Source organism: Neobacillus sp. DZ-9, from assembly GCF_059587065.1.
On the sequence record NZ_JCAIOL010000004.1, the window covers coordinates 208,413 to 231,963 of the forward strand.

At 38.0% G+C, this 23,551-nt stretch carries 16 protein-coding genes and 1 pseudogene; 14 read left to right on the forward strand and 3 right to left on the reverse strand.

Annotated elements, in window-relative coordinates:
• Positions 1–4: 4 nt before the first annotated feature.
• The 6 genes from AC59HZ_RS12885 (at position 5) to AC59HZ_RS12910 (ending at position 6,606) form a co-directional block, all read left to right on the forward strand.
• Entirely contained in the window at positions 5–1,165 is a 1,161-nt protein-coding gene (locus AC59HZ_RS12885) for a trans-sulfuration enzyme family protein (RefSeq protein WP_496546220.1), read from the forward strand.
• Positions 1,166–1,346: 181 nt separating this feature from the next.
• Positions 1,347–2,522 carry a MalY/PatB family protein gene (locus tag AC59HZ_RS12890; protein WP_496546221.1) on the forward strand — a complete coding sequence of 392 codons (1,176 nt, stop codon included), beginning with the start codon at positions 1,347–1,349 and terminating at the stop codon, positions 2,520–2,522.
• Between the two features lie 28 nt (positions 2,523–2,550).
• Positions 2,551–4,023: a Na+/H+ antiporter NhaC gene (nhaC, locus tag AC59HZ_RS12895; RefSeq protein WP_496546222.1), complete on the forward strand. Its 1,473-nt coding sequence runs from the start codon at positions 2,551–2,553 to the stop codon at positions 4,021–4,023.
• Positions 4,024–4,483: 460 nt separating this feature from the next.
• The gene (gene trxB / locus AC59HZ_RS12900) at positions 4,484–5,449 is read left to right on the forward strand and encodes a thioredoxin-disulfide reductase (protein ID WP_496546223.1); all 966 of its coding nucleotides are present in this window, start codon (positions 4,484–4,486) and stop codon (positions 5,447–5,449) included.
• 14 nt (positions 5,450–5,463) lie between these two features.
• Complete coding sequence (locus AC59HZ_RS12905; protein WP_496546224.1) at positions 5,464–5,805, forward strand: thioredoxin family protein; 342 nt, start codon at positions 5,464–5,466, stop codon at positions 5,803–5,805.
• A 348-nt stretch (positions 5,806–6,153) separates the two neighbouring features.
• Entirely contained in the window at positions 6,154–6,606 is a 453-nt protein-coding gene (locus AC59HZ_RS12910) for an exosporium protein C (protein WP_496546225.1), read from the forward strand.
• Positions 6,607–6,787: 181 nt separating this feature from the next.
• Here AC59HZ_RS12910 and AC59HZ_RS12915 read toward each other — a convergent pair whose 3' ends face one another.
• Positions 6,788–8,161: a M28 family peptidase gene (locus AC59HZ_RS12915; protein ID WP_496546226.1), complete on the reverse strand. Its 1,374-nt coding sequence runs from the start codon at positions 8,159–8,161 to the stop codon at positions 6,788–6,790.
• A 795-nt stretch (positions 8,162–8,956) separates the two neighbouring features.
• Between AC59HZ_RS12915 and AC59HZ_RS12920 the strand changes: the two genes are divergently transcribed.
• The 3 genes from AC59HZ_RS12920 to AC59HZ_RS12930 all read left to right on the forward strand — a co-directional run bounded on the left by AC59HZ_RS12920 (position 8,957) and on the right by AC59HZ_RS12930 (position 12,938).
• Positions 8,957–10,240: an MFS transporter gene (locus tag AC59HZ_RS12920; protein ID WP_496546227.1), complete on the forward strand. Its 1,284-nt coding sequence runs from the start codon at positions 8,957–8,959 to the stop codon at positions 10,238–10,240.
• Positions 10,241–10,427: 187 nt separating this feature from the next.
• A complete protein-coding gene (gene ystJ / locus AC59HZ_RS12925; protein WP_496546228.1) occupies positions 10,428–11,675 on the forward strand; it encodes an NADP-dependent malic enzyme in 1,248 nt (415 codons plus the stop codon).
• A gap of 405 nt (positions 11,676–12,080) precedes the next feature.
• Positions 12,081–12,938 carry a DnaD domain protein gene (locus AC59HZ_RS12930; RefSeq protein WP_496546229.1) on the forward strand — a complete coding sequence of 286 codons (858 nt, stop codon included), beginning with the start codon at positions 12,081–12,083 and terminating at the stop codon, positions 12,936–12,938.
• Between the two features lie 571 nt (positions 12,939–13,509).
• Here AC59HZ_RS12930 and AC59HZ_RS12935 read toward each other — a convergent pair.
• Positions 13,510–14,391, reverse strand: a complete 882-nt coding sequence (locus AC59HZ_RS12935; protein ID WP_496546230.1) for a LysR family transcriptional regulator — start codon at positions 14,389–14,391, stop codon at positions 13,510–13,512.
• A gap of 143 nt (positions 14,392–14,534) precedes the next feature.
• Between AC59HZ_RS12935 and AC59HZ_RS12940 the strand changes: the two genes are divergently transcribed.
• Positions 14,535–15,743 carry a multidrug efflux MFS transporter gene (locus AC59HZ_RS12940; RefSeq protein ID WP_496546231.1) on the forward strand — a complete coding sequence of 403 codons (1,209 nt, stop codon included), beginning with the start codon at positions 14,535–14,537 and terminating at the stop codon, positions 15,741–15,743.
• Between the two features lie 215 nt (positions 15,744–15,958).
• Here AC59HZ_RS12940 and AC59HZ_RS12945 read toward each other — a convergent pair.
• Positions 15,959–16,258 (reverse strand): annotated as a pseudogene (locus tag AC59HZ_RS12945) (SDR family oxidoreductase); the annotation flags it as partial.
• A 146-nt stretch (positions 16,259–16,404) separates the two neighbouring features.
• Between AC59HZ_RS12945 and AC59HZ_RS12950 the strand changes: the two are divergent.
• The 4 genes from AC59HZ_RS12950 to AC59HZ_RS12965 are packed head-to-tail and all read left to right on the forward strand — an operon-like array spanning position 16,405 to position 23,369.
• A complete protein-coding gene (locus AC59HZ_RS12950) occupies positions 16,405–17,877 on the forward strand; it encodes an ATP-binding protein (RefSeq protein ID WP_496546232.1) in 1,473 nt (490 codons plus the stop codon).
• Complete coding sequence (locus tag AC59HZ_RS12955; RefSeq protein WP_496546233.1) at positions 17,870–20,506, forward strand: Z1 domain-containing protein; 2,637 nt, start codon at positions 17,870–17,872, stop codon at positions 20,504–20,506. Before AC59HZ_RS12950 ends, AC59HZ_RS12955 begins: the two co-directional genes overlap by 8 nt.
• Before the next feature lie 20 nt (positions 20,507–20,526).
• Positions 20,527–21,555 (forward strand): PD-(D/E)XK motif protein, encoded by a 1,029-nt coding sequence (locus AC59HZ_RS12960; RefSeq protein ID WP_496546234.1) that lies wholly within the window; start codon positions 20,527–20,529, stop codon positions 21,553–21,555.
• Positions 21,552–23,369, forward strand: coding sequence for an AIPR family protein (locus AC59HZ_RS12965; RefSeq protein ID WP_496546235.1), 1,818 nt, complete (start codon positions 21,552–21,554; stop codon positions 23,367–23,369). The genes AC59HZ_RS12960 and AC59HZ_RS12965 overlap by 4 nt, the downstream gene beginning before the upstream one ends.
• The last annotated feature ends 182 nt before the right edge of the window (positions 23,370–23,551 follow it).

Consider the following 23,551-nt stretch of genomic DNA (forward strand, 5'->3'; position numbering starts at 1 on the left):
GAAAATGGAGCTAGATACAAAATTAATTCACGGTGGTCCGTTGACTGATCTACATACCGGAAGCTCATCCGTACCTATCTATCAAGCCTCTACCTTTCATCAAGCTCAATTTCCGGAATCACAAGAGTTTACCTATACACGTTTTGGTAACCCAACAAGGAAAGCATTAGAGGAAACGATTTCCGGTTTGGAGTTTGCTAAATATAGTTATGCCTTTTCTTCCGGTATGGCGGCAATTTCTGCGGTACTGCTTAACTTCTCACAAGGGGATCACGTAGTCCTTCCTAAAGATATTTACGGGGGAGCCTATCAGCTCGTAACAGAGATGTTTCCGAGATATGGAATTGAATACACTTTCGTGGATGAGACAGATCTAAACGCCTGGAAGAAGGCAATCAAGGGAAATACAAAAGGAATTTATATTGAGACACCATCTAATCCCCTATTAACAGTTACCGATATTAGAGGTGTTGTTAAGTTAGCAAAGAAATACAACTTGCTGACCATCATCGACAATACGTTTATGACACCGATTTTCCAAAATCCGATTAAATTTGGAGTTGATATTGTCATACATAGTGCGACAAAATTTATCAATGGCCATAGTGATGTAACCGCCGGATTGGTTGTGACCAACGATCAAGACATTGCGGAGACGTTATTCAAAACTCAAAAAATGCTTGGCAGTATGCTCCCCCCATATGATTGTTGGTTAATTTTAAGAGGAATCAAGACCATGAAAATCCGTATGGAAAAGGAAGTAGAAAATGCGGTATTTATTGCGAAAGAGCTTCAAAAACATAGCAAGGTGAAGGCTGTTTATTACCCGGGCCTTGAAAATCATAACGGAAGAGAGATCCATTTTTCCCAAGCAAGCAGCGGTGGTGCTGTCTTAACCTTTGATTTAGGAAGCTATGAAAATGTGAAGGACTTTTTTGCGCATGTAAGCATTCCTATAGTGGCCGTTAGCTTAGGGGGTGTAGAATCAATATTATCCTTTCCGTACACCATGTCCCATGCCGTAATTCCTGAAAAAGAAAGGTTTGAATTAGGGGTGACAGACGGATTAGTGCGGCTGAGCTGCGGCATTGAAGATAAAAATGATCTTCTAAAGGATTTATGCAAGGCATTGGATCATGTAAAAGCAGAAAAAGTGATTATTTAATTACCAGTGGTGGGATATAATCGAACCATGCGAGAGAGACTGAAGTTCTGGCGGCAAAATATCAGATGAAGTCCTTGTTGATTTTAAAAGAAAGTGAAAAAAAGCTTATTTGATAATGTTATTGGTTTACGCAAAAATGGAAACGCATTCGCAGTGATTTTAAGGAAAATGAGGGGTAAGCATGATTCACAACTTTGATGAAACGATTAATCGAATTGGTTCTGATTCCGATAAATGGGACAATGAAGGGGAAGGCGGCACATTGATTCCGCTGGGCATTGCCGATACTGATTACAAGGCACCGCGTGAAGTATTAGACGCTGTAAGGGAAAAGGTGGATTTTGGCGTATTTGGTTATGGGTATTTTCCGCGTGATCGATTTACTGATGCTATTAAAGGTTGGTATGTCCGTCATCATAAAATTGATATAAGGGGGGACGAAATTAGTTATGCGCCTGGATTAATGACAGGTGCGTTATGGATGTTTTTAGATGCTTATACCAATCCGGGTGACAAAGTAGTGATACAGCCTCCTGTCTATGCCACCTTTAAAAAGGTAATTGAGAATTTTAATAGAAAAGCAATCGACAATCGATTAATTTACCACAAAGAAGATGGTTATCAGATTGATTTTGAAGATTTAGAAGACAAACTAAAGATGCCCGATGTGAAAATACTCCTTGTATGTAATCCTGCTAATCCAATCGGGCGGGTATGGACAAAAGAGGAAATGAAGAAAATGTATGATTTATGTCGCGGGAATAACGTGATAATTATAAGTGATGAAATTCATAGTGACATGATTCACAAAGGGCTGCCCTTTCACTCCTTTTTAGAGATTTGTGAGGAAGAGGATGAACATGTTGTGGTGATGAACTCCCCTAGTAAAACCTTTAATCTAGCATCCTTTTTTAGTGCTTATGTGATTGTAAAAAATAAAAATATGAAGAAAGCATTTGATGATATTTACGCAAAATATCACTTTGATTATAACTATTTAGGAGTTGAGGCTTTAATCACTGCGTATAATGAATGCGATTATTATGTGGATGAATTAAATGCTTATTTACGAAGCAATATTGATTTTTCGATTAACTATATCCATAAACATTTACCGAAGTTAAAAGTTCAGTATCCTGATTGTTCCTATTTGTTATGGATTGACTGTGAAGGGCTAGGCCTCACCGGTACTGAATTGGCTGAATTTTTTACAGACGCAGGGGTTAGAGTCAATCAGGGGAGTTCATATGGTAAAGATAGTGGTAACTTTGTAAGAGTAAATATTGCTTGTACAAGATCATTACTAGAGCACGCATGGAAACAGATTAAGCTAAACTATGACAAATATAGTTTTTAAAAACTAATTGAATTGTGAGGTTCTGTGTATGGGGAACAAACCTGAAAATCAAGGAAATGCAACTGCTGAATGGGAAAAAAAGTCTTATAAATTTCCGGTATCATTTAAATATGCAGTGGTTTCTGTCTTAATCTTTTTCGGCCTGCTGCTTACAGGAACACTTGGTTTTGGTGCATCTCTGGAATTAATGTTCTTGTTGTTATGGATTGTTGTAAGCCTGCTTGTCATGAAACTGGGATATAAATATAATGAGGTTCAAAATATGGCTTGGGAGATGGGTAAGCAATCTTTTGAGCCGAATACAATTATTTTAGTAGTTGGCGTGTTGATTGCTACCTGGATGGCTTCTGGTACAATCCCTTATGTTATGTATTGGGGCTTAGAATTAATTTCGCCGCAATATTTTTTAATCACGGCCTTGCTCCTTACATCTGCAACATCTCTTGCAACCGGAACTTCATGGGGGACTTTGGGTACAGTGGGTTTGGCCTTAATGACAGTTGGTAATGCACTTGGAGTTCCCCAAGCAATGACAGCAGGTGCCATTATTTGTGGTTCCTTCTTCGGAGATAAATTGTCACCCTTGTCTGATAGTACAATTTTAGCAGCTACCGTTGCCGGCTCTAAAGTAATGTCACACGTTAAACATATGTTATGGTCAACTGTCCCAGCGTATATTCTAACAGCAATTATATTTATCATTTTAGGCTTAAAGTATGGAAAAGACGGAGCGAATATACAGGAGATTCAACAAATTACTGGTGTAATATCAAAGCATTTCAATTTATCCTGGATTTCATTGATTCCTCTCCTGGTTGTACTAGTAATGCTCGTAAGGGGCATTCCAGCTATTGTTTCGCTGTTAATGGGAGTGTTTAGCGGTCTGGCTGTGGCTGTTTTTACTCAGGGATATAATTTAACAAAAATGTTTGATATCATGACCAATGGATTTGTGTTTAAAAGCGGCAGTAAGTTAGTTGACCCCATCCTAAGCAGAGGCGGGCTCTACAGTTTAATGAGCTCATTCCTTGTTGTCCTTTTAGCCATGTGTGTAACGGGAATGCTGGAACAATCTGGGATTCTTAGTTCTTTAGTGGAGCCATTAGTCAAACGAACCCACGGCTCTACATTTAGAATAACACTAGCTACAATGGTAATCGCATTAATCACAAATATGATTGGCTCATCGATGTTATTAACTTCAATTGTAGCGGGTTCACTTATGAAAAATGTCTTTAAAAATAATAATTTGGCGCCAGAAAATCTTTCACGTAATATCGAGGATGTTGGGACGATGGGCGCACCGGTTATTCCGTGGAATTCGAACGCAATCTATTGTTCGCAGATGTTGGCGGTATCGCCATATGCCTATTTCCCATATGTTTTTCTAGCCTTCTTTGTCCCATTATTCGATTTAGTTTATGGTGCCACTGGATTTGCAATAAAGAAGTTAAAGCCTGAGAGGATCGAGGGTGTTGAAACAGCATCTAAAGCGATCTAAGTAAATAATGCTTTTATATAGGCGATTCCTGATAACATTTATAGGAATCGCATTTTTATTTTTGGTAAGTCGTCTATATACTAGCGATGATTTTATCCTTAATTTCCAAAAAAACCTCCCTTTTAAGACCACTACAAAATCCTCATTTAAGTAGCTCCATGTAAAGAAGTTTATATTGTTTTACCTAGCAAGATGATTGAATATATCCCAAATATTGTTCAAGTAGTTACAACACCTATCCTGTATCTTTCCTTTAAAACTTTCCTGGCTTTTAATCCACCGTTTGAAATTTGAGTTGGTACATGTTTTCTTGGTCTTGAAAAAATTTTTCTCAAACGTGATAGGAAATAGGAATGATTAACTTATAAGAGGCTGAAAAAATAGTGATTTTACAAGGAATTAAAGATTGGCACGAATATTGCAAATTAATATTCATGACTAAGAGATAAGGAGGTAAGCGATGTATAAAGCCGTTATTCTAGGGACTGGACCTGCGGGGTTAACCGCAGCAATCTATTTAGCACGTGCTAACATAAGTCCTTTAGTCATTGAAGGGCCTGAACCAGGGGGGCAATTGACATTGACAACAGATGTCGAGAATTTTCCAGGTTTTCCTGAAGGGATTATGGGACGAGAGTTGATGCAGAACATGCGAAAGCAAGCTGAGTTTTTTGGAGCAGAGTTTAAACGAGGCTGGGTTAAAAAAGTCGACTTTTCCAATAACCCATTTACCTTAACGGTGGAAGGAATTGGGGAGCTTAAAACGCAATCTTTAATCATTTCAACAGGAGCTTCAGCGAAACTTTTGGAGATTCCAGGGGAAAGAGAAAATATTGGGCGTGGGGTAAGCACCTGTGCAACATGCGATGGATTTTTCTTTAGAGGAAAGAAAATTATCGTTGTCGGGGGCGGAGATTCTGCTATGGAAGAGGCAAATTTTTTAACGAAGTTTGCTTCGGAGGTTCGGGTTGTCCACCGCAGAAAGGAGCTTCGCGCTTCCCAAATTATGCAAGACCGTGCCAAAAAGAATCCAAAAATTACGTGGAGCTTAAATTCCATTCCTGAAGAAGTGATCGCAGGGGATCGACACGTTACTGGCTTGAAAGTAAAAAACAGCGAAACAGGAAAAGAGGAAGTTCTGGAAACTGATGGTATTTTCATTGCCATTGGGCACAAACCAAACACAGCATTTTTAGACAATCAAATCAAAACGGACGATATGGGATATATCATGGTGAATCCTGGTGCAACCGAAACGAATATCCCAGGTGTATTTGCCTGCGGGGATGTTCAAGATCATAAATACCGCCAAGCTATTACGGCTGCGGGAAGTGGTTGTATGGCTGCTCTGGATTGCGAAAAATATCTTGATGCAGGTGAATTATGTAGTGGAAACAATCTATCTATCATTGAGAACCAAATATAGGGAGGATTTTAATAATGAGAGAGATTAAAACAAAACAAGAGTTTGAAGAGGCGATTCTATCAACAAAACCAGTTATGGCCAAATTCTATGCCGAATATTGCCCAGACTGTCAGCAAACCGATTTATTTATGCCCATCCTGGAAGAAGCGTATAGAGAAAAAGTAGATATGATCGCAGTAAATCGTGAACATTTTCCAGAGGTATTAGAGAAGCTGGATGTGTACGGAATCCCAAGCTTTATTGCTTTTAAAGAAGGGAAAGAACTGAACCGCTTTGTAAGTAAACTTGGAAAAAGTCAGGAAGAGGTTGAACAGTTTCTTAATCAAATTGTAGAGCCAAGTGGAAAACAAGGATAGGAAATCCTAAGTAACAGTGCCTGTCACCACCCACATTCTGTCGAAGAATTCGACATTATTCGGGGCGTGACAGGCACTGTTTTTTCTTGAATCTTTTTTTGATTCAAGCGTTTTTTCTATTTTTTTATTAATCTACTGGGCGGTTTTCAAATTCGTAGTTTACTGATGCAGGAGCCACATGTGCTCGATCAAGAGCTGGTGTATCCGGGCGAACAATTTGATTGGCTGATGGTCACTTCTTCCTTTTTACATTAGCCGCTTTAGTATTTTTTGCAACTTACTATGATTATTTTGTCCAAGCCAAATCTCTTTAATTGCATATTTTACTGTATTAAGGAGGTGAGTTTAATGTTTCGTATAATTGATTATAAAGCAACAGAACCGGTTCGTAAGGTTGATCAAATTAGACCAATAATGATTCCTCATTCTCCGAGAAGATTAATAGTAGCACATATTACTATAACTATTCCTCGAAGAAATGCAAAAGATAATAATGTGGAATTAATTGCGACAGTGGGAGTGCGTGGAGTTACTGGTACATCTCAACTTTTGTTTAAGATCTTCCGTGATGGAAAGGAAATCTTCAGGACTCAAGAAGGAGTGGAATCAGACCCTACGTCAGAGGTAAACTATATAGCAACATTTCAAGCTATAGATATGGATGTGAGAAGTGGCACACATCTTTATCAAGTAACAGTTGAAAATATTACTAATGGTACAGAAGCTGCTGTTGTTGGACCAATTTCCTTTAGTGGTTTAGCAATTGCCCCTTCCGAAAAAGATGATCATAACGACTACTAGGACATGAATCGTAACATCGGAGTACGATCGAGAAATGTGCGTAACGAGTGGATATAGGAACCATAACCGGCATTGCAAAAAACGCCTTCAAAAATCATGAACTGCACCCCTTATTGTTAGATTGTGTCTAACAATTGGGGTGCAGTTCAATCTTGATTCAAGCGTTTTTTCTATTTTTTTATTAATCTACTGGGCGGTTTTCAAATTCGTAGTTTACTGTTGCAGGAGCCACATGTGCTCGATCAAGAGCTGGTGTATCCGGGCGAGCAATTTGATAGGCTGATGCTCCAACGATTGATGCAGCTTGTTGCAGCTTTTCCTTGCTGATATGTTCAATCGTATCTGTTGGCTTGTGATACTGAGGCTCAACAGGTGAATGAATAAATAGAGCAGAAGGAATGCCCACGTCATGGAATGGCTGATGGTCACTTCTTCCTAACTGTCCATACGGCAGCGGCACATCATACATTCTAGATCCGGCTGAAGCTCCTAAGTCCGTCACAAGATTCTTTTTACCGTCAATTGTGTACATGATTAATCCACCTAATGGATGATCTTCTCCCGCTTCTGCCCCCCCAATCATATCCATTTGGAAGTGGGCAACCATGCGGTCTATATCACTTTTTGGAAGTTGTGAAACGTAGAAAGACGAGCCCACCATCCCTCTTTCTTCAGAACCGAATGTTAGGAAGCGGACTTCGGTATCAATCGGTGTATTCACAAAAATTCTTGCAAGCTCCAATACTGCTGAGACTCCGGAAGCATCGTCATTTGCACCAGGTCCGAGATGAACAGAGTCATGATGTGCACCAATCGTGACAATCTGGCCTGTGTCCTTGTTTTTGTCTGGCTTTAATTTAGCTTCAACAACATAAGAAGTTTTCTCGATTTTTTGGATATCAACCTCTAGTGTGGCTTTTACAGAGCCGTTCTTTAATCTTTCCACTAGATTTAGGCCTTGTGCACGAGTAATTGCTACAGCAGGAACTTCTCCATTGGCTTGTCCAAAGTTATTACCATTAGCGCTGTTGTTATACATGAGAACCCCAACTGCTCCTTTAGCAACCACATTCTTCACTTTATCAACAAACGATATATCACCGCGTTCCACCAAGGCAATTTTCCCTTTCACATCATCAGTAACCGTTTTTGCTAATCCAACATTAACTAGCTCTGCCGTTACATTCCCGCTTCCACTGCCGCTAAAGGCATGACCGTTTAAATCAACTCCGTCAACTTTAGCCAGTTCACGGTTTGTCTTATAATCATAGATTGGGAACGGTATTCTTTTAGTTTCGAGGCCTAAGCTCTTAAACTGGCTTTCTATGTACTCAACCCCACGAACCTCTCCCTCGGTACCCGCTTCCCTAGGCACTGCCGATAGATACTTAATCGTATTGTACATATTCTCTACGTTGATTTTTTTGATAACCTTGTTGTCAAAAGCTGTGTCTGATTGTGCATTTGGGGCACCATTTGTCTGAGCATACACCACCCCTGATGATAAAATCATGCTTGCTGCTAGAACCGTGATAATCGATTTACGACGAAACATGAAACTCCCCCTTTGAAAAAGTGATTCTCTACTATTATTCCAATTTTGGTAATTATAGTAAATGGGGACAAAATCCTAGAAGTTCCCTTAAAATCCGCAAATGGCAATACACCGAATCGATTCATTAATTTGCAACAACTCCCATATTTCTCTATATCAATATGATAATTAATAGTATCTCATTTTTAAAATTACATATATTTTCATATAAAAAAGATAGATTACGATATTAATTTTCCCATCTACTATTACATTCGCGTAAAAAGGACATTCCTACGAAATCCCTATTATATTTATTTTTTTTTAAAGACAAAAAATTCCTCTGAAAATTTATAGTTAATTCCTAAGATTTTAGAGGATTTTCAAGCACATAAAGTCGGCATTCTTTTTTCTTACATTTTCTTATTTTTCTTGATAAATATTCCATAAGCATTAGTGCCTATCACCACCCAATTTCTGTCGAATTCTTCGGCATTATTCGGGAGGTGAAAGGTTGTGTTTTGTATATAAAACATTGTTTATTTCTATTTGAAATATCATTGACAAATATATTCTGAAAATTATAAAATTGTTTTATATTAAAAATATTGTTTTAAATATAAAACAAAATGCAAGGAGGTTATTAAAATATAAACTGAGTTGAAAGAGTACAGCTAGCTATGTGAAATATATTTATAGGCAATTTTTGAAGGTCTTTTCAAAGTTATAAAGTTGGACGAGAAAATCAGACTTTATGACAAGGCAACTACTGTAAGTTAGAGCATAAAAAAGTCTAATGGAATTAGGTGATATTCAATGATTAAAAGAAACAATTCAATTCAAAGATGGTTAGGTGTATTAACCTTATTAGCCATTGTTATTATTTCCTATATCGATCGAATAAATGTCTCTATTCTTATTACCAATGAGGAATTTTTAAATGTATTCAATATTTCAAATGATCGAGTAGCTCAAGGAGAATTGATGACCTTATTCTTGGTTGGGTACGGGATAGCAGCTATGTTCTTAACCCCAATGTATGAAGCGCGTTTAGGTGTAAGGAAAGGGCTAATCGTTAGTATTTGTATTTGGGCAATATTTACCATTATTTCACCATTTTCCGGGTCGCTATTCTTATTACTTTTCTTTCGTTTTATTCTCGGTGCAAGTGAGGGGCCGTTATTTTCTCTTAAAACGATGTATATTAAGGACGAGTTCGGCGAAACTGAGCGAGGTAAACCCAATGCGGTAAGTTCAATGGGGGTTTCGATAGGATTAGCGCTTGGGTTTCCACTAATTACATATTTTATTTTCCAATTTAATTGGCATACCTCATTTTATCTATTGGGTTTTATTAACCTTGTAGTTGGTTTACCTCTTATTCTAATGTTTATTAAAACAAAAGAGAGAGAGGGGAATAAAGTTAAGCTTAAAAAGCAAAAACAATCAGACGAACCTATAAAAACCTTTATATCAGCGTTGAAAACACCGGGACTCATTTGGATTCTGGTTATTGAGGTCACAACATTAAGTTATTTATGGGGAAGCAGTTCATGGTTACCATCCTATCTTTTAAACGAAAGACACTTTTCAATAAAACAAATGGGCTTTATCTCTTCGCTGCCATTTATCGTTAGTATTGGTTCAGGCTTTTTAGGCGGCTATTTAATCGATAAAATTTCAATTCGAAAAGCTTCACTTTTGTTTGTAGTTGGAGGCGTTTTAACCGCATTATGTGTAACCATTACTGTTATTTCACCTAACCGGACGATCGCTGCATTGGGTTTGGTTTTAGCAAATGGTTTCTGGGGAATTCAAGGTCCGGTTATTCCAACTATGGTTCAATTTTTATCTAAGGGAAAAAATGTTGGTAGCACCTATGGGATTGTGAATGGAATTGGAAACTTAGTATCAGCCTTTATGCCCGTTATTATGGGTGCGTTGATTGCCGGCCAAGTAAAAGACAACTTTGCTGCAGGATTTTCTCTTCTTATAGGGACACAGGTAGTTACAGCGATTTGCGGCATCATCTTTTTCTTTTACAAAAAAGATTTATTGCTTGGAATAAATAAAGATATTAGTCAAAAAATTATAAGCTGATAGATTTATAGAAATTACAACTTTTACGTAGAAGAAGTGAATATTAGAGGGTGTGCAAATATGTTCGTAAAGAGAGGATTTCCCAATTATTTTTTGTAACTTTATAAATTCCTCAGCAAATTACTGGCTGATTTGTATGAACCATAGATGAGTCACCATAAAAAATAAAACAAAAGGAGGGACATAGATGTCTACTTTACGTGAAGAAGCATTAAAGATGCATAAGGAGAATAAAGGGAAGCTGGGTGTTCACTCTAAGGTTCCAGTACGAGATGCAAAAGATTTGAGCCTTGCCTATTCACCGGGTGTAGCTGAACCGTGCATTGACATTTATGAAGACGAAAGCAAAGTATATGAATATACAATGAAAGGGAACCTCGTAGCCGTTGTTTCAAATGGAACAGCTGTACTAGGGCTTGGAAATATCGGCCCGAAAGCCGTAATGCCGGTTATGGAAGGAAAATCATTGTTATTTAAATCATTCGCGGATGTGGATGCTTTCCCGATTTGCTTGGATACGACCGATCCGGATAAAATAGTCGAAGTTGTCAAACTATTAGCACCGACTTTTGGCGGAGTTAATCTGGAAGACATTTCAGCACCTCAATGCTTTGAAATTGAGGATCGCTTACGAAAAGTTTGTGATATCCCTATATTCCATGATGACCAGCATGGTACAGCCATTGTTACAGCAGCAGGGTTAATCAATGCGCTAAAATTGGCTAACAAAAATATCGAGGATATTCGCGTTGTGACCAACGGTGCTGGAGCGGCAGGTGTGGCTATTGTGAAGCTCTTGCTTCGTATGGGGGTAAAAGATGTCATCTTATGCGATACAAAGGGGATCATCTATGAAGGTCGACCTGTCGGAATGAATCCGTTCAAAGAGGAAATGGCCTGCATAACTAATAAAGAACAAAAGCAAGGAACACTGGCGGATGCGCTTGTGGATGCTGATGTCTTTGTTGGTGTATCGGTCGCAGGTGTCGTAACGAAAGAAATGGTTCGCTCGATGAATCAACAACCCATTATTTTTGCCATGGCAAATCCGGTACCGGAAATCATGCCGGAAGATGCAAAAGAAGCTGGGGCGCTAGTCGTGGGGACAGGACGTTCTGATTTCCCAAATCAGGTCAATAATGTACTTGCCTTCCCAGGAATTTTCCGTGGTGCTTTAGATGTTCACGCAAAGGAAATTAATGAAGAAATGAAACTGAAGGCTGTTTATGCCCTTGCTGAATTGATTTCAGATGAAGAACTTCATGCCGATTATGTCATTCCTGATCCGTTCGACCGAAGAGTAGTCGCACATGTAGCAGCAGCTGTTGCTAACGCTGCAATAGAAACCGATGTTGCACAAAAAATTGTAAATATAGAAGAAATCAAAAAGCATCTATTAACACTAGTAGAAGAAAACCAAATTGCTTTAGTATAAATGAAGGCGCGGTTTTGGCCTGTGGGGTTTCAATCGTTTAATCAAAAGTGAAAAACATAAATTGGCAGAAACTGATTGTGAAATACCGCCTTCACAAAAAAAGGGTATAAAATAACCGAAATTGCAAAAAACGCCTTCAAAAATCATTTTTGAAGGCATTTTTTGATGTTTGGCACTAAAAATGCCCTCAAAAATGAAAAAAGGAAATTCGCTTTCCCTTGCCATTCTCGATATTGTAGAAGTGCTGAAGATGAGGATATTCACATAAAGCCCTGTTAAAGGAAATGGTGATGAAAGTGTGTCATAAAGCATCACTTTCTAAATGAAAAACATATGACCTTTTTCTTCATTTATTTCTATATCAAGTATGAAGGAATTTTATAAGAAGAAAGGCAGTGGTTGAAGATGGCAAAGTTTAGAATGGTACGTACTGATTTTTGGAAGAATCCGATTGTATTAGAAGAAATGACCCCGGAGGACAAATTTTTTTATCTTTATCTTCTTACGAATCCACTTACGACTCAAACTGGCATCTATAAAATTACAAAAAAACAAATGGCTTTTGATTTGGGCTATTCGATTGAGAGTGTTCATTCGTTAATGGAACGATTCATCGACCATCACAAGTTGATCCGGTACAATCCTGATACGAGAGAACTGGCGTTGAAAAAATGGTGGAAGGATAACCAGGTTAAAGGCGGGAAACCGGTGATGGACTGTATTTTTTCCGAGTTAAAGGATGTGGAAGATCTTTCACTAATTCAATATGTTTCGGAAGCCATTCAAAATCAGGAAATACGTAGTCTAATTGAATCATTTTTTGAACAAGAAGAGATGGTTTTCGGCAAGGAAGTTAACGGCCCAAATGAAAATCATACATATCAAGATACTGAATGTGAAGAGCTTGACGATACGCTGACGCCTCGTAATACGATACGGGGACAAAAAGAACAAGAATATATAAATAATAAAATAAATAAAAAACAACAACAAGAAGCCTTAAATCCAAATCTAGAGGAAAATCCAGACATCGAGAATCCATTACAGAATGATCAAAAGGATGTGAAAGAAATTGTAGAGTTTTGGGACAACAATGGATTTGGTTTTTCGAACGTAAATGCCAAACAGCAGCTGTTATCTTGGTTAGAGGATTTTAGCTTCTTACAGCCGAAAGAGGTGATTTTAAAAGCGATGAATAATGCCTGCGCCAATAACAAGCGAAGTCTGCTATGTGGTGGGGATCCTGCAAAACTGGTTAAATGATTCCTTACTTACCGTAAAAGAAATTGATTCCTTTTATGAAAGTCAGAATTGCTCAGCAAAGCATAGGAGATCAACCGAATCGTTTCCTGCCGGAAGAGCTATTCCAGGTGAATTTAAACTTGACCTAACGGCAGGTGAAGATTGAACGACTTTCGGATCTTGCTATATTTACAGTATTTATTTTTAATAGTTTAGCAATTTATGCCCTTTTTATTTTGCGAAAACAGGATAAGGGTAAAGAAACAAAAGGATTATATAAATTTTCTCTATATTCTTTTACACCAATCTTGGCAATAGTAGGTTCGGTTTATATTGTTATTAATTCCTTTATTAGCAGTCTCACTTGATGCCGGCATTTCTAATGGGATTATGTTAATTGGTTTGGTGGTTTACTTTGTTCAGAAATCTAAGGTTCACGATAATGATCATAACGAAGGTTGATAGATTGCTCGCTCTAAGTTAGAGAGCGTTTTTTGTGATGGAAATTTTATTGATACTATATTCATGGAAAAAGCAGTTGCTCAGGAACCAAACAAACCCATACCAATTTCTTAAAATACCCATGCTTCATTTAACTTAATTCCTTAAAATACGCAATCATAAATTCCCGGAATTCCCGAACGACCTTTGAAGTATACCGCTCCGTTTTCCATGCCATTCCTATCGTTCTTGTACAGACAGGCTGTTCAATGTGCAATGGAACAATTTTTTCATAGTGGGAATAGCGGAGGGTATGCTCGGTTAAAAAGGATATACCCAATCCCTCCTCTACAAAGTTATGAATGGATCCCGGTTCTTCGAGTTCAAAGGCGATTTTCGGTGTGAATCCTGCTTTTTCACAAAAACCATCTGTTAGCATTCTAAAGGGATTTGTCGGCTCTCTGTGAATAAATTGTTCATCTGCCACTTCCTTTAACTGAATGCTATCTCTCCCAGCCAAATGATGGGTATCCGGGACTATAAGGAATACTTCATCCTCCATAAGATTAATCCAGCTGATTCCTTCTTTCTCAATAGGAAAGTAAGTAACACATAAATCGACATCCCCTTTTTCCAATTGTTCCACAAGTCGCAAGGGAGAATGCATACTTACTTGAAAATTGGCGAATGGATATGCCTTACGAAATTGACTAATAATATTCGGTAATAATGGGGTATGCATGACAGAAAGTGAAATTTGATTCTTGCTCTCTCCTGCGAGTTCCGCCATCTCAAGCTTGGCAGACTCTAATTCAAAAAAAGCTTTATCTACTCCTTTTAAAAAAATTTTCCCAAATTGATTTAGTTTAATATTCCTGCCCTCTCGATCAAAAAGGGGAAAACCCAGCTCTTCCTCTAAACGAGAAATGGTTTGGCTTAGTGACGGTTGTGCAATCGTAAGCTCTTTGGCAGCCCTTGTCATATGTTCAAAATGGGCAACGGTTTGAAAATACCTTAATTGTAAGAAATCCATTTGTCCACCTCTATTGATAGTCCTCAACCTATAAGCAAATAGTAATACATATATTAGTCATTATCAATTGATTGGAGTATGATTGAGGATATAAATTATTTTGAAAGTCGAAATAAATTCCAAATAATAAGAAAGGTGTTTATATGGAGAATTGGAAAAGAAATTTATTTGTTTGTTGGTTCGGTTCATTTGTGACTGCCGCGGGGATGAGTCAAATAGCCCCTATGCTACCTTTATATATAGATCAGCTAGGGGTACACGCAACTTCAGAGATTGAAAAATGGTCTGGATTGATTTTTGGTTCAACCTTTTTAATCTCAGCCATTGTTTCGCCTATTTGGGGAAGACTTGCAGATAAAAAGGGCAGGAAACTAATGTTACTCCGTGCGAGCCTTGGAATGGCCATTGTCGTTTTTGTAATGGCATTTGTACAAAACGTTTATGAATTACTCGCATTACGGATGTTAATGGGTGCCGTTTCCGGTTATATTTCTGCATCGGTTACATTAGTTGCAACACAAACACCGAAGAAAAATTCAGGCTGGGCACTCGGTACACTTTCAACAGGCTCCGTTAGTGGCGGGCTTCTAGGTCCTTTAATGGGAGGGGGTATTGCAGAATTCTTTGGAATTCGAAGCTGTTTTGTTGTTACAAGCGTGTTATTGTTAATCGCCTTCTTTGCCGTTCTATTTTTGATAAAAGAAGAATTTACACCTGTCCATAAAACACCGTTAGCCTTTAGCCAAGTTTGGAAGCTAGTTCCTGATACGAGATTGCTAATTTCATTGTTTGCTAGCGCATTTATTTTGCAAATTGCCAATATGTCCATTCAGCCATTAATTACTGTTTATGTAAAAGAATTATCACCACATGCAACCCATTTATCTATGATTGCGGGAATGGTGGTGGCTGCTGCCGGTTTAGCCAATATAATCGCTGCTCCACGATTAGGTAAGCTTGCTGACCGGATTGGTTCAAGAAAAATATTGATCGGAGCACTTATTGTTGCAGGAATTATCTTTATTCCACAAGCTTTTGTGAAAACACCATGGGAACTCATGGGACTTCGCTTCTGTCTTGGACTTGCGACAGCTGGATTATTGCCATCAATTAACAACCTTGTCCGAAAAAGTGCACCAGATGAAATTGTTGGTCGTATTTTCGGGTATAATCAATCTGCACAGTATATTGGTACTCTCGGAGGATCTGTATTAGGCGGGCAAATGGCAGCATTCTTTGGCATTCATTATGTGTTCTTCACTACGAGTGCCTTATTACTTATAAATGCATTATGGGTTTACAGTATTAATCATATAGGTAATAGAAGAAGGACCATGTCACATAGTCATTAAGCTGACCTTGAGCCATAGATAAACCCTCTGTATTGATTGTGTTTTCGTCGACTTAATCATACACGGTTTATCATGGCTTTTTCATTTTTTCAGCTTGTTGCATTTGATTACAACGAGCTTTTTTATTTTTAAGTGGAAAATGAAGAATGATTCTTTATCAGTGGTGATTACCCTTTACCCTTTGCAGATGTAAATATTAACATTTCTTTTGTTTATTAAAACACACTACGTACTAATCCCCCATCTATTCGTAACGCGGAACCATTAATGGCCGAGGAAAGCGGACTACTTAAGAAGGTGACAAGATGTGCGATTTCTTCTGGTCGAATAAGCCTTTGAATAATGGAGGTTGGTCGATTCTCTTTCATAAATCGCTTTTCAGCTTCGCCCATTGTCAATTTCTCATTAGGATAAAGGTTATTTAACATGGTTTCCACTCCTTCTGTTAAAGTGGAACCAGGCATAACAGTATTGACAGTCACATTTGTTCCTTTAGTCAGCTCATGTAGAGTACGTTAACTTTATAAGAAACCAGAAACTGTAGGTGAATAAATCTACAGTTTTTATTATGGGATAATGATATTTAATATCTATTCTGTTACATATATTGTAATTTGTTATAATTACAATAGGACTATTGTAAGGAATGGAGTTTTAATAAATGGATGTAATTAAAACAGAACCATCAGCGGCACCAGTAATACATGCTCTAAGATCTATAGGTTACAATCCAAGCACCGCAGTGGCCGACCTAGTAGATAACAGTCTAGATGCCAAGGCAACCCTGATTAATATAAATTTCGAATACAATGAATTAGACGGCATCATAACCATAACTGATAACGGAACCGGCATGAACGAAGAGATGCTGCAAACAGCCATGAACATCGGCTCAAAAGATCCTCGGGCTACAAGAGGCGCAAATGAACTTGGAAGATTCGGAATGGGTTTAAAGACAGCTTCCTTCTCGCTTGGTAAAAGGTTAAGTGTCCTAACGAAATTTGAAGGCGTTTTCCATGAACGATGCTGGGATTTGGACCACGTTTCCGAATGCAACGAATGGCAGCTATTCACTTCTATTCCTGAAGAGGTCAAACAAAGAATGGGAACAATAGAGGGGAATAGCGGCACAATTGTTAGCATTGATAAATTGGATCGTTTTATGGGATACGGAGGAAAACGTACATTAAAAGAAACCAGCTTTTTTAGTAAGGTTTCACGGATCAATAAGCATTTGGAATTTGTTTTTCATTCCATTTTAGAAAAAAGCGATGTCCAAATGTATATTAACGGAAAAGAAATAATCCCATGGGATCCGTTTATGAGATACCATGAGCATACAATTGAGGGAGAAATGCAGGTTCTGAGAATTAACGAAAATAGAATAAAAATACAATATTTTATTTTGCCCCATGCTTCTCACTTAACAGAACCTGAGTATAAAAAAGCAGGCGGTTATAAGGGCTGGAGGGATCATCAAGGGTTTTACATCTACCGGGAGAATCGCCTATTACATTATGGTGATTGGATGGGATTATTCCCGAAGGATGCTTCTGCACAGCTTGCAAGGGTACGAATTGATCTGCCGAATGCAGCTGATTCTGATTGGCAGGTAGATATAAAAAAATCTGGAATCAATCTTCCTGAAGAAGCGAAAAGACGACTTGAGGCTATATCAGCAATTGCTCGGAAAGTATCAAAGGAGATATTTTATTTCCGTACTCAAAGCACAAGACCAGGCGAGACATTAAAAGGCAGTTTAAACACATGGGAACAGTCCGGAAGAGAGGATGGTCCACAATTTATCTTAAATCGAAATCATCCAATTTTAGCCGAGTTATTTAAAAAAATGGATGATGAAACGACAAGGATCCTTAATTTATATCTTAAGTTTGTCCAATTAGGTTCTCCCAGCAATATTATAGATTCTCCAAAAGTACCTGAAGAGATTATTCAAGAGGTATCCGACTCTCAAAAAGAGCTTGTCATCCAGTTTGCCTCGACTTTATTAAAAATAAATGTTGCTGGTGATGAGGAACAGCTTTTGAATATGTTGATTACACAGCCAGCATTTGACGGCATTAATAGAGCAACCCTTATGAAGATTGTATTGGAGGCCGGTTTACTTGATTGAACTTGATAAGAAAATCCTTTTTGAACAAACATTTTCTACTAATTATTACTCGTTTAAGTCATTTTTTAGTTCGCAAGAAGCAGCTGAAAAAGCTTTTAATATGGCAAAGATGACTGTTCAAAGTATCAGTGACATCGATGAAGAGACATTGGCAATGTGGTCTTTACAAATGTACAAAAAATATAAAATTGGTGTGGATATTCCTAAACCCCCTATTATGGTAGAAAATAAAGGAAAAAGCTGGTTTTCCCCTCAAATGATATCTAACGGCTTTTATTGGACAAGGTACCGCCAATTTTTAACCCAAATAAAGGGTTGGCCAATGGAATCAGTTGAAACTATTGATTATACGACAAATGAAATCATGAAATCCCTTGGAAATCCTAAGTCCATGGAGCCGTTTGACAAGCGCGGATTAGTCCTGGGGTTTGTTCAGTCTGGTAAAACCGCCAACTTTACAGGATTAATTAATAAAGCATACGATGTCGGATATAAATTAGTTATTGTACTATCGGGCATTCACAATGACTTAAGGGCTCAGACACAGATTAGATTAAATCAAGAGGTTATAGGAAACATGATGGATAAGGAAGGTAAGCCGCTAGGGGTTGCCCGTGTTTATGCAAATACTCCAGATCATATTATATCTTCTTGGACTACAGCAGAAAATGATATTAGTTCTCAGCATGGGGGGACCAGCAATTTAAATTCCCCTACTTTAATGGTGGTAAAGAAAAATAAAACGGTTTTAGAATCTTTACGCGATCAGCTGATATACCATCGTGATTTATATAATTTAGATATCCCTGTTTTAATCGTGGATGATGAAGCGGACCAAGCCTCAGTTGACACTTCTGACCCGGCCAAGAATGAGGACCCTAAAACAATCAACAGTCTTATAAGACAAATACTAGAGGTTTTTAAACGAAAAGCTTATGCGGGTTATACTGCCACCCCGTTTGCCAATCTCCTTATAAATACTGAAGCAAGAACAACTGAAGAGGGACTGGACCTTTATCCGAAAGACTTCTTAGTGGGGCTCCCAAAACCAAAGGATTATTGCGGTCCAGAGGAGTTTTTTAATGTCTATGAAGACCCGTCATATAAGAGGCCTAGTTTAATCCGCCATCTAAGAGAAGAAGATATTGAGATATTTACTACCATAAAGAAAAAAACTGATGCGGATAAGTTTGAAGAGGTTCCTCCTCAAATGCGTGAGGCCATATTAGCATTTTTGCTTACCATAGCCATTAGGAATCTTAGGGGCCAGAGAAAGACTCATAATTCTATGCTAATACACACTTCACGATTCAAAGATGTACAGTCCAATGTAAAGGATGAAGTGGTAAGGACTTTTGAGGCGATCTCACATCAGATTCAATATAATCCGAAAAGTAACGTTCTTGAAGAAATAAGGGCTCTTTACGAACAAGATTTCATGACCACGACGGAGAAGTGGCCGGAAGATATTAAAATATACAACTGGGAAGAGGTTTATGAGGAACTTAAAGTAGCAGCTGGCATTATACAGGTTTTTGAAATTAACGGGAACAGCAAAGATGCCTTGGATTACCATCAATATAAAGAGGATGGCCTGAATGTCATTGCGGTCGGGGGAGATAAATTATCCCGCGGCCTGACACTGGAAGGGTTGAGCATTACCTATTACTTCAGAAACACTGTCATGTATGACACTCTTATGCAGATGGGCCGCTGGTTTGGATATAGAAAAGGCTATATGGATTTATGCAGAATTTACACTTCTGAAGAAATAGCTTCGAACTTTGAGCATTTGGCCATTGCTATGGTCGAGCTTAGAGAGGAATTTGACCGGCTGGCACAAATGGGCAAAACTCCTATGGAGTATGCGGTGAAAATGTTAAGTCATCCAACCATGACCTTAACAAGCCCGTTAAAAATGAAAAATGCTATTTCCTCAACGATTATTTATGAAGGGACCTTGCAGCAGACCAGGATATTCGGACATAGCGAAGAGTTTTATAAAACGAATATGAAGGCAACAGAAAAGCTAGTTAAAAGTCTTGATTTGGTAAAAACCAAAATTGGCAAGGGAAAGACCGGTTATTATGTAGCATCCCTTGTAAAAGCCGACATTGTTAAAGAATTTCTGGGCGATTATGAGACTAGAGGGAATAAGGCCGATTCAGGTTTGATGAAGAATTATATTCAATTTGCCAACGATAAAGGGGAATTAACAAATTGGACTGTTGCTGTTGTTGAAGGGGATCCAACAGGTGCTGGTCCATACCCAGTAAATTTGGGAGGCTTATTTTTAGATTCGGCAGTAGGACGGGGAACAGATATGAAACCGCCGGGCAATAAGGAACAGGATGTAGATATAAAGGCAATTGTAGCCCCTAACCAGGAATATATCGATATTGAACCTGAAAAACTTAAGGATAAAAAGGATAGGAAGGATAAACGTAAATTGCGTCCAAGAGAAAATGGGATGCTGTTAATCTACCCATTGAATCCAAATGTCCCTGTCTTTAAGAACTTGAATGTCCCATTTTCGGAAAAACTTGTTCCAATCGGTATAGCCATTTCATTCCCTTATTCTGATTTAGACGAAACTGATGTTTACCAGGTAAATAAGACTGTCCAATAACTATTAAAAGGAGAATGGCTGTGGTAGACGTTAAAACGGAATTTGAACAGATGATTGGGGAACTTAAAGACCAATCAAATGATGAATTTTATAAATTGAATGTACTAACTGATGAAGCTCCATTTATTTTTGCAGGGATTGATGCTGGCAATCTAAATAGAATGCTGTATATTGACTTAGGACAATCCCCCTGGGAGGATGAACAAATAAATGCCCTCCCAAAATGGCGCGGTTTATCGATAAAAATGGAGTATTTTGAGAAGATTTTTTCTTTGAAAAATCGGAATGTACTAATCATACGGCAGGAAGATGAACAAAACTCCGAGATTTTTGATTCGGTTCTTCAAAACTTAGTGGATCATTTAATGAACTATAAAGAGGATTCTCTTTTTACCAATATATTTACTGTCTTGGATAGATGGAGAACATTTTTTCAAAGAGGCGGCTTTAAAAAGCTTTCGGAAGAGCAGCAAAGAGGCTTATTTGGGGAGCTTTGGTTTATCAATGAATGGCTGGATAAGTTCCCCGGACAGCCGCCTCTTATCATTGAGCAATGGTATGGGCCGACTAAAGGAAGAATTGATTTTAAAAGCAATAAATTCGGCTTGGAAATAAAGACTGTTTCAGAAAAATTATCAAAATCAATTAAAATTTCGAATGAGGACCAATTAAAACTGAGTGAAGCTATTTCTACAATCTATCTGTATGTTTGTTTCTTAGAGCAAAGCAAAACTCATGGAATGTCTCTTCAGGACTTAGCAGTCCAAGTCAAAGAGAAAATTGCGAAGCGTTCAGAACGAATTGCCCTTATCTATAACGACTTTTTAATGGATTTGGGATTTAGGGAAGAGGAATATGCTGACCCCCTTTACTTTGTAGAAAAGATTGAGGTTTATGAGGCGGGGGAAGGGTTCCCAAGACTGCTTAAAGAGGACCTCCCAAGAGGAATCTCTCATGTAACATATAATATAGACTTAACTCATTGTTCGGAATATGAGAGGGATAAAGAGAAAATATTTCAATACTTTAGAGTGGATGGGGAAAAATGATTGAATTAAGACAACGAAAAGAATTTCTTATAGATTTTATGGAGGAACTGGAAGAGAAGGCAATAAAGGCAGGGAGTTATCAAATTCCTTTTCTTGATAAGATGCTGACCTTTATGGACCGCCCGGATGAACCTGAAATTTTGTTTCCTCCGTATTTAGATACAACAAAAAATATTGCAATCAACGCTTATGCATATGATGAAGAGAACAATACGTTAGATTTATATGTTGTAGATTATAACTTTGAGCAAAATGAGGATGATTTGCTCACTATCAGCATGACGGCCATAACGGAAATTACGAACAAGGCAAAAAGGTTTATTACAAATGCACACTCCCTGATGGAGACCATTGATCAATCATTGCAGGCTTATGATCTTGCTAAGTTAATATCAGATAAGATTGAATCTATTAATGAAATAAATATCTTTGTGGTCACAAATTTGTACTATACCTCAAATAAACCTGTTGAAATTTCCATTCCAGGGATTGAGACTGTAAATGTCCAAGTCTGGGATATTGACCGTGTCCAGCAGCTGATAACCGCAGAGCAGGGCATAGAAACAGATTATATTGATTTTGAGCGGGATTATGGGGAACCATTAACAATGATGCTGGTACCAGACCCCGTCAGCGGAGTGAAAAACTTTGATTGTTATGTTGGCTACATTTCCGCTGAACTTTTGTCAAAAGCCTACGAAGAATGGGGCCAGAAACTGGTGGAACGAAATGTAAGATCCTTTCTTCAAGCAAGAGGAGGAACTAATAAAGGAATTCGCGATACTTTAAAGGATCCATTCCAGAGGAAAATGTTCGTCGCCTATAATAACGGTATTTCAACTGTAGCCCGGGCCGCCGAAATTGAGAAAATTGATACAGGAGAAAATTTATATAACATCAAAGGATTAAGCGGCTGGCAGATAGTAAATGGAGGGCAAACTACTGCTTCGATTCACCAGGCTTATAAGGATGGCATTAATCTAACGGATGTTTTTGTCCAAGCAAAGTTAACTATTCTTCTTGTTAACGAGTTTACTACTCAGGACCAACATTTGCTAGAAGATGAGATGGTATCACGCATTTCCCAATATGCCAACACGCAAAATAAAATTAATAAATCGGACCTTCTTGCAAATACAAGATTTATGTCTGATTTAGAGAAGTTTTCACGTAATATTTGGATACCTGTTTTTGACGGACGCAAGCCTGAGAGCAAATGGTATTTTGAGCGGGCAAGAGGCCAGTATATGGTAGATATTAACCGAAGAAAACGAGGAAAGGAACAAACCGAATTTAAAAAACAATATCCTAAAGATAAAGTGCTGACAAAAGTGGATATAGCCAAATACTTTATGTCATGGGAAGGCTATCCTCATACTTCAAGTAAGGGTGGGGAAGAAGCATTTAATAAGTTTATGGATTTAAACAAGAGTTTCTGGAAAACCGAAGGAAGCTCTCAACCCAAAATGACATTGTCTGTTTACCAAAAATTAATCGGAAGAGCAATAATTAATAACCGTGTTCAGGAAATTGTCGATGAAATGAAGTTGCGAGGATATAAGGCAAATGTCATTTATTATACTGTGGCAATGCTTAACCATTTATACGGTGACAAAATAGACCTGGTAGAGGTTTGGAATGCACAGTCTCTATCCGATAAATGGGATGATGTAATCAGGATAATTGCGGACAAGACGCTAGCTTTCCTCAAAGATTCAGCCGGAGACCGTAACGTGACTCAGTGGGCAAAACAAGAGGCTTGCTGGGTTCAGTTTAAGGAAAATTGTTCGAAGGAATTGAGTAATCTTATATAAACATTTCACCCTTTGCCTTGATCTTTAAGGCGGAGGGTGTTTTGCAATTTTTTGGGGAAAAAGATTACTGAATGTACTGAAGATTATTATCAAATTTACGCTAAAAATCTAGTATTACCTCTATGAATTTTTGATGATATAATTGAAAGGTTATTTACCTTAAAATTTGATTTAGAACATAC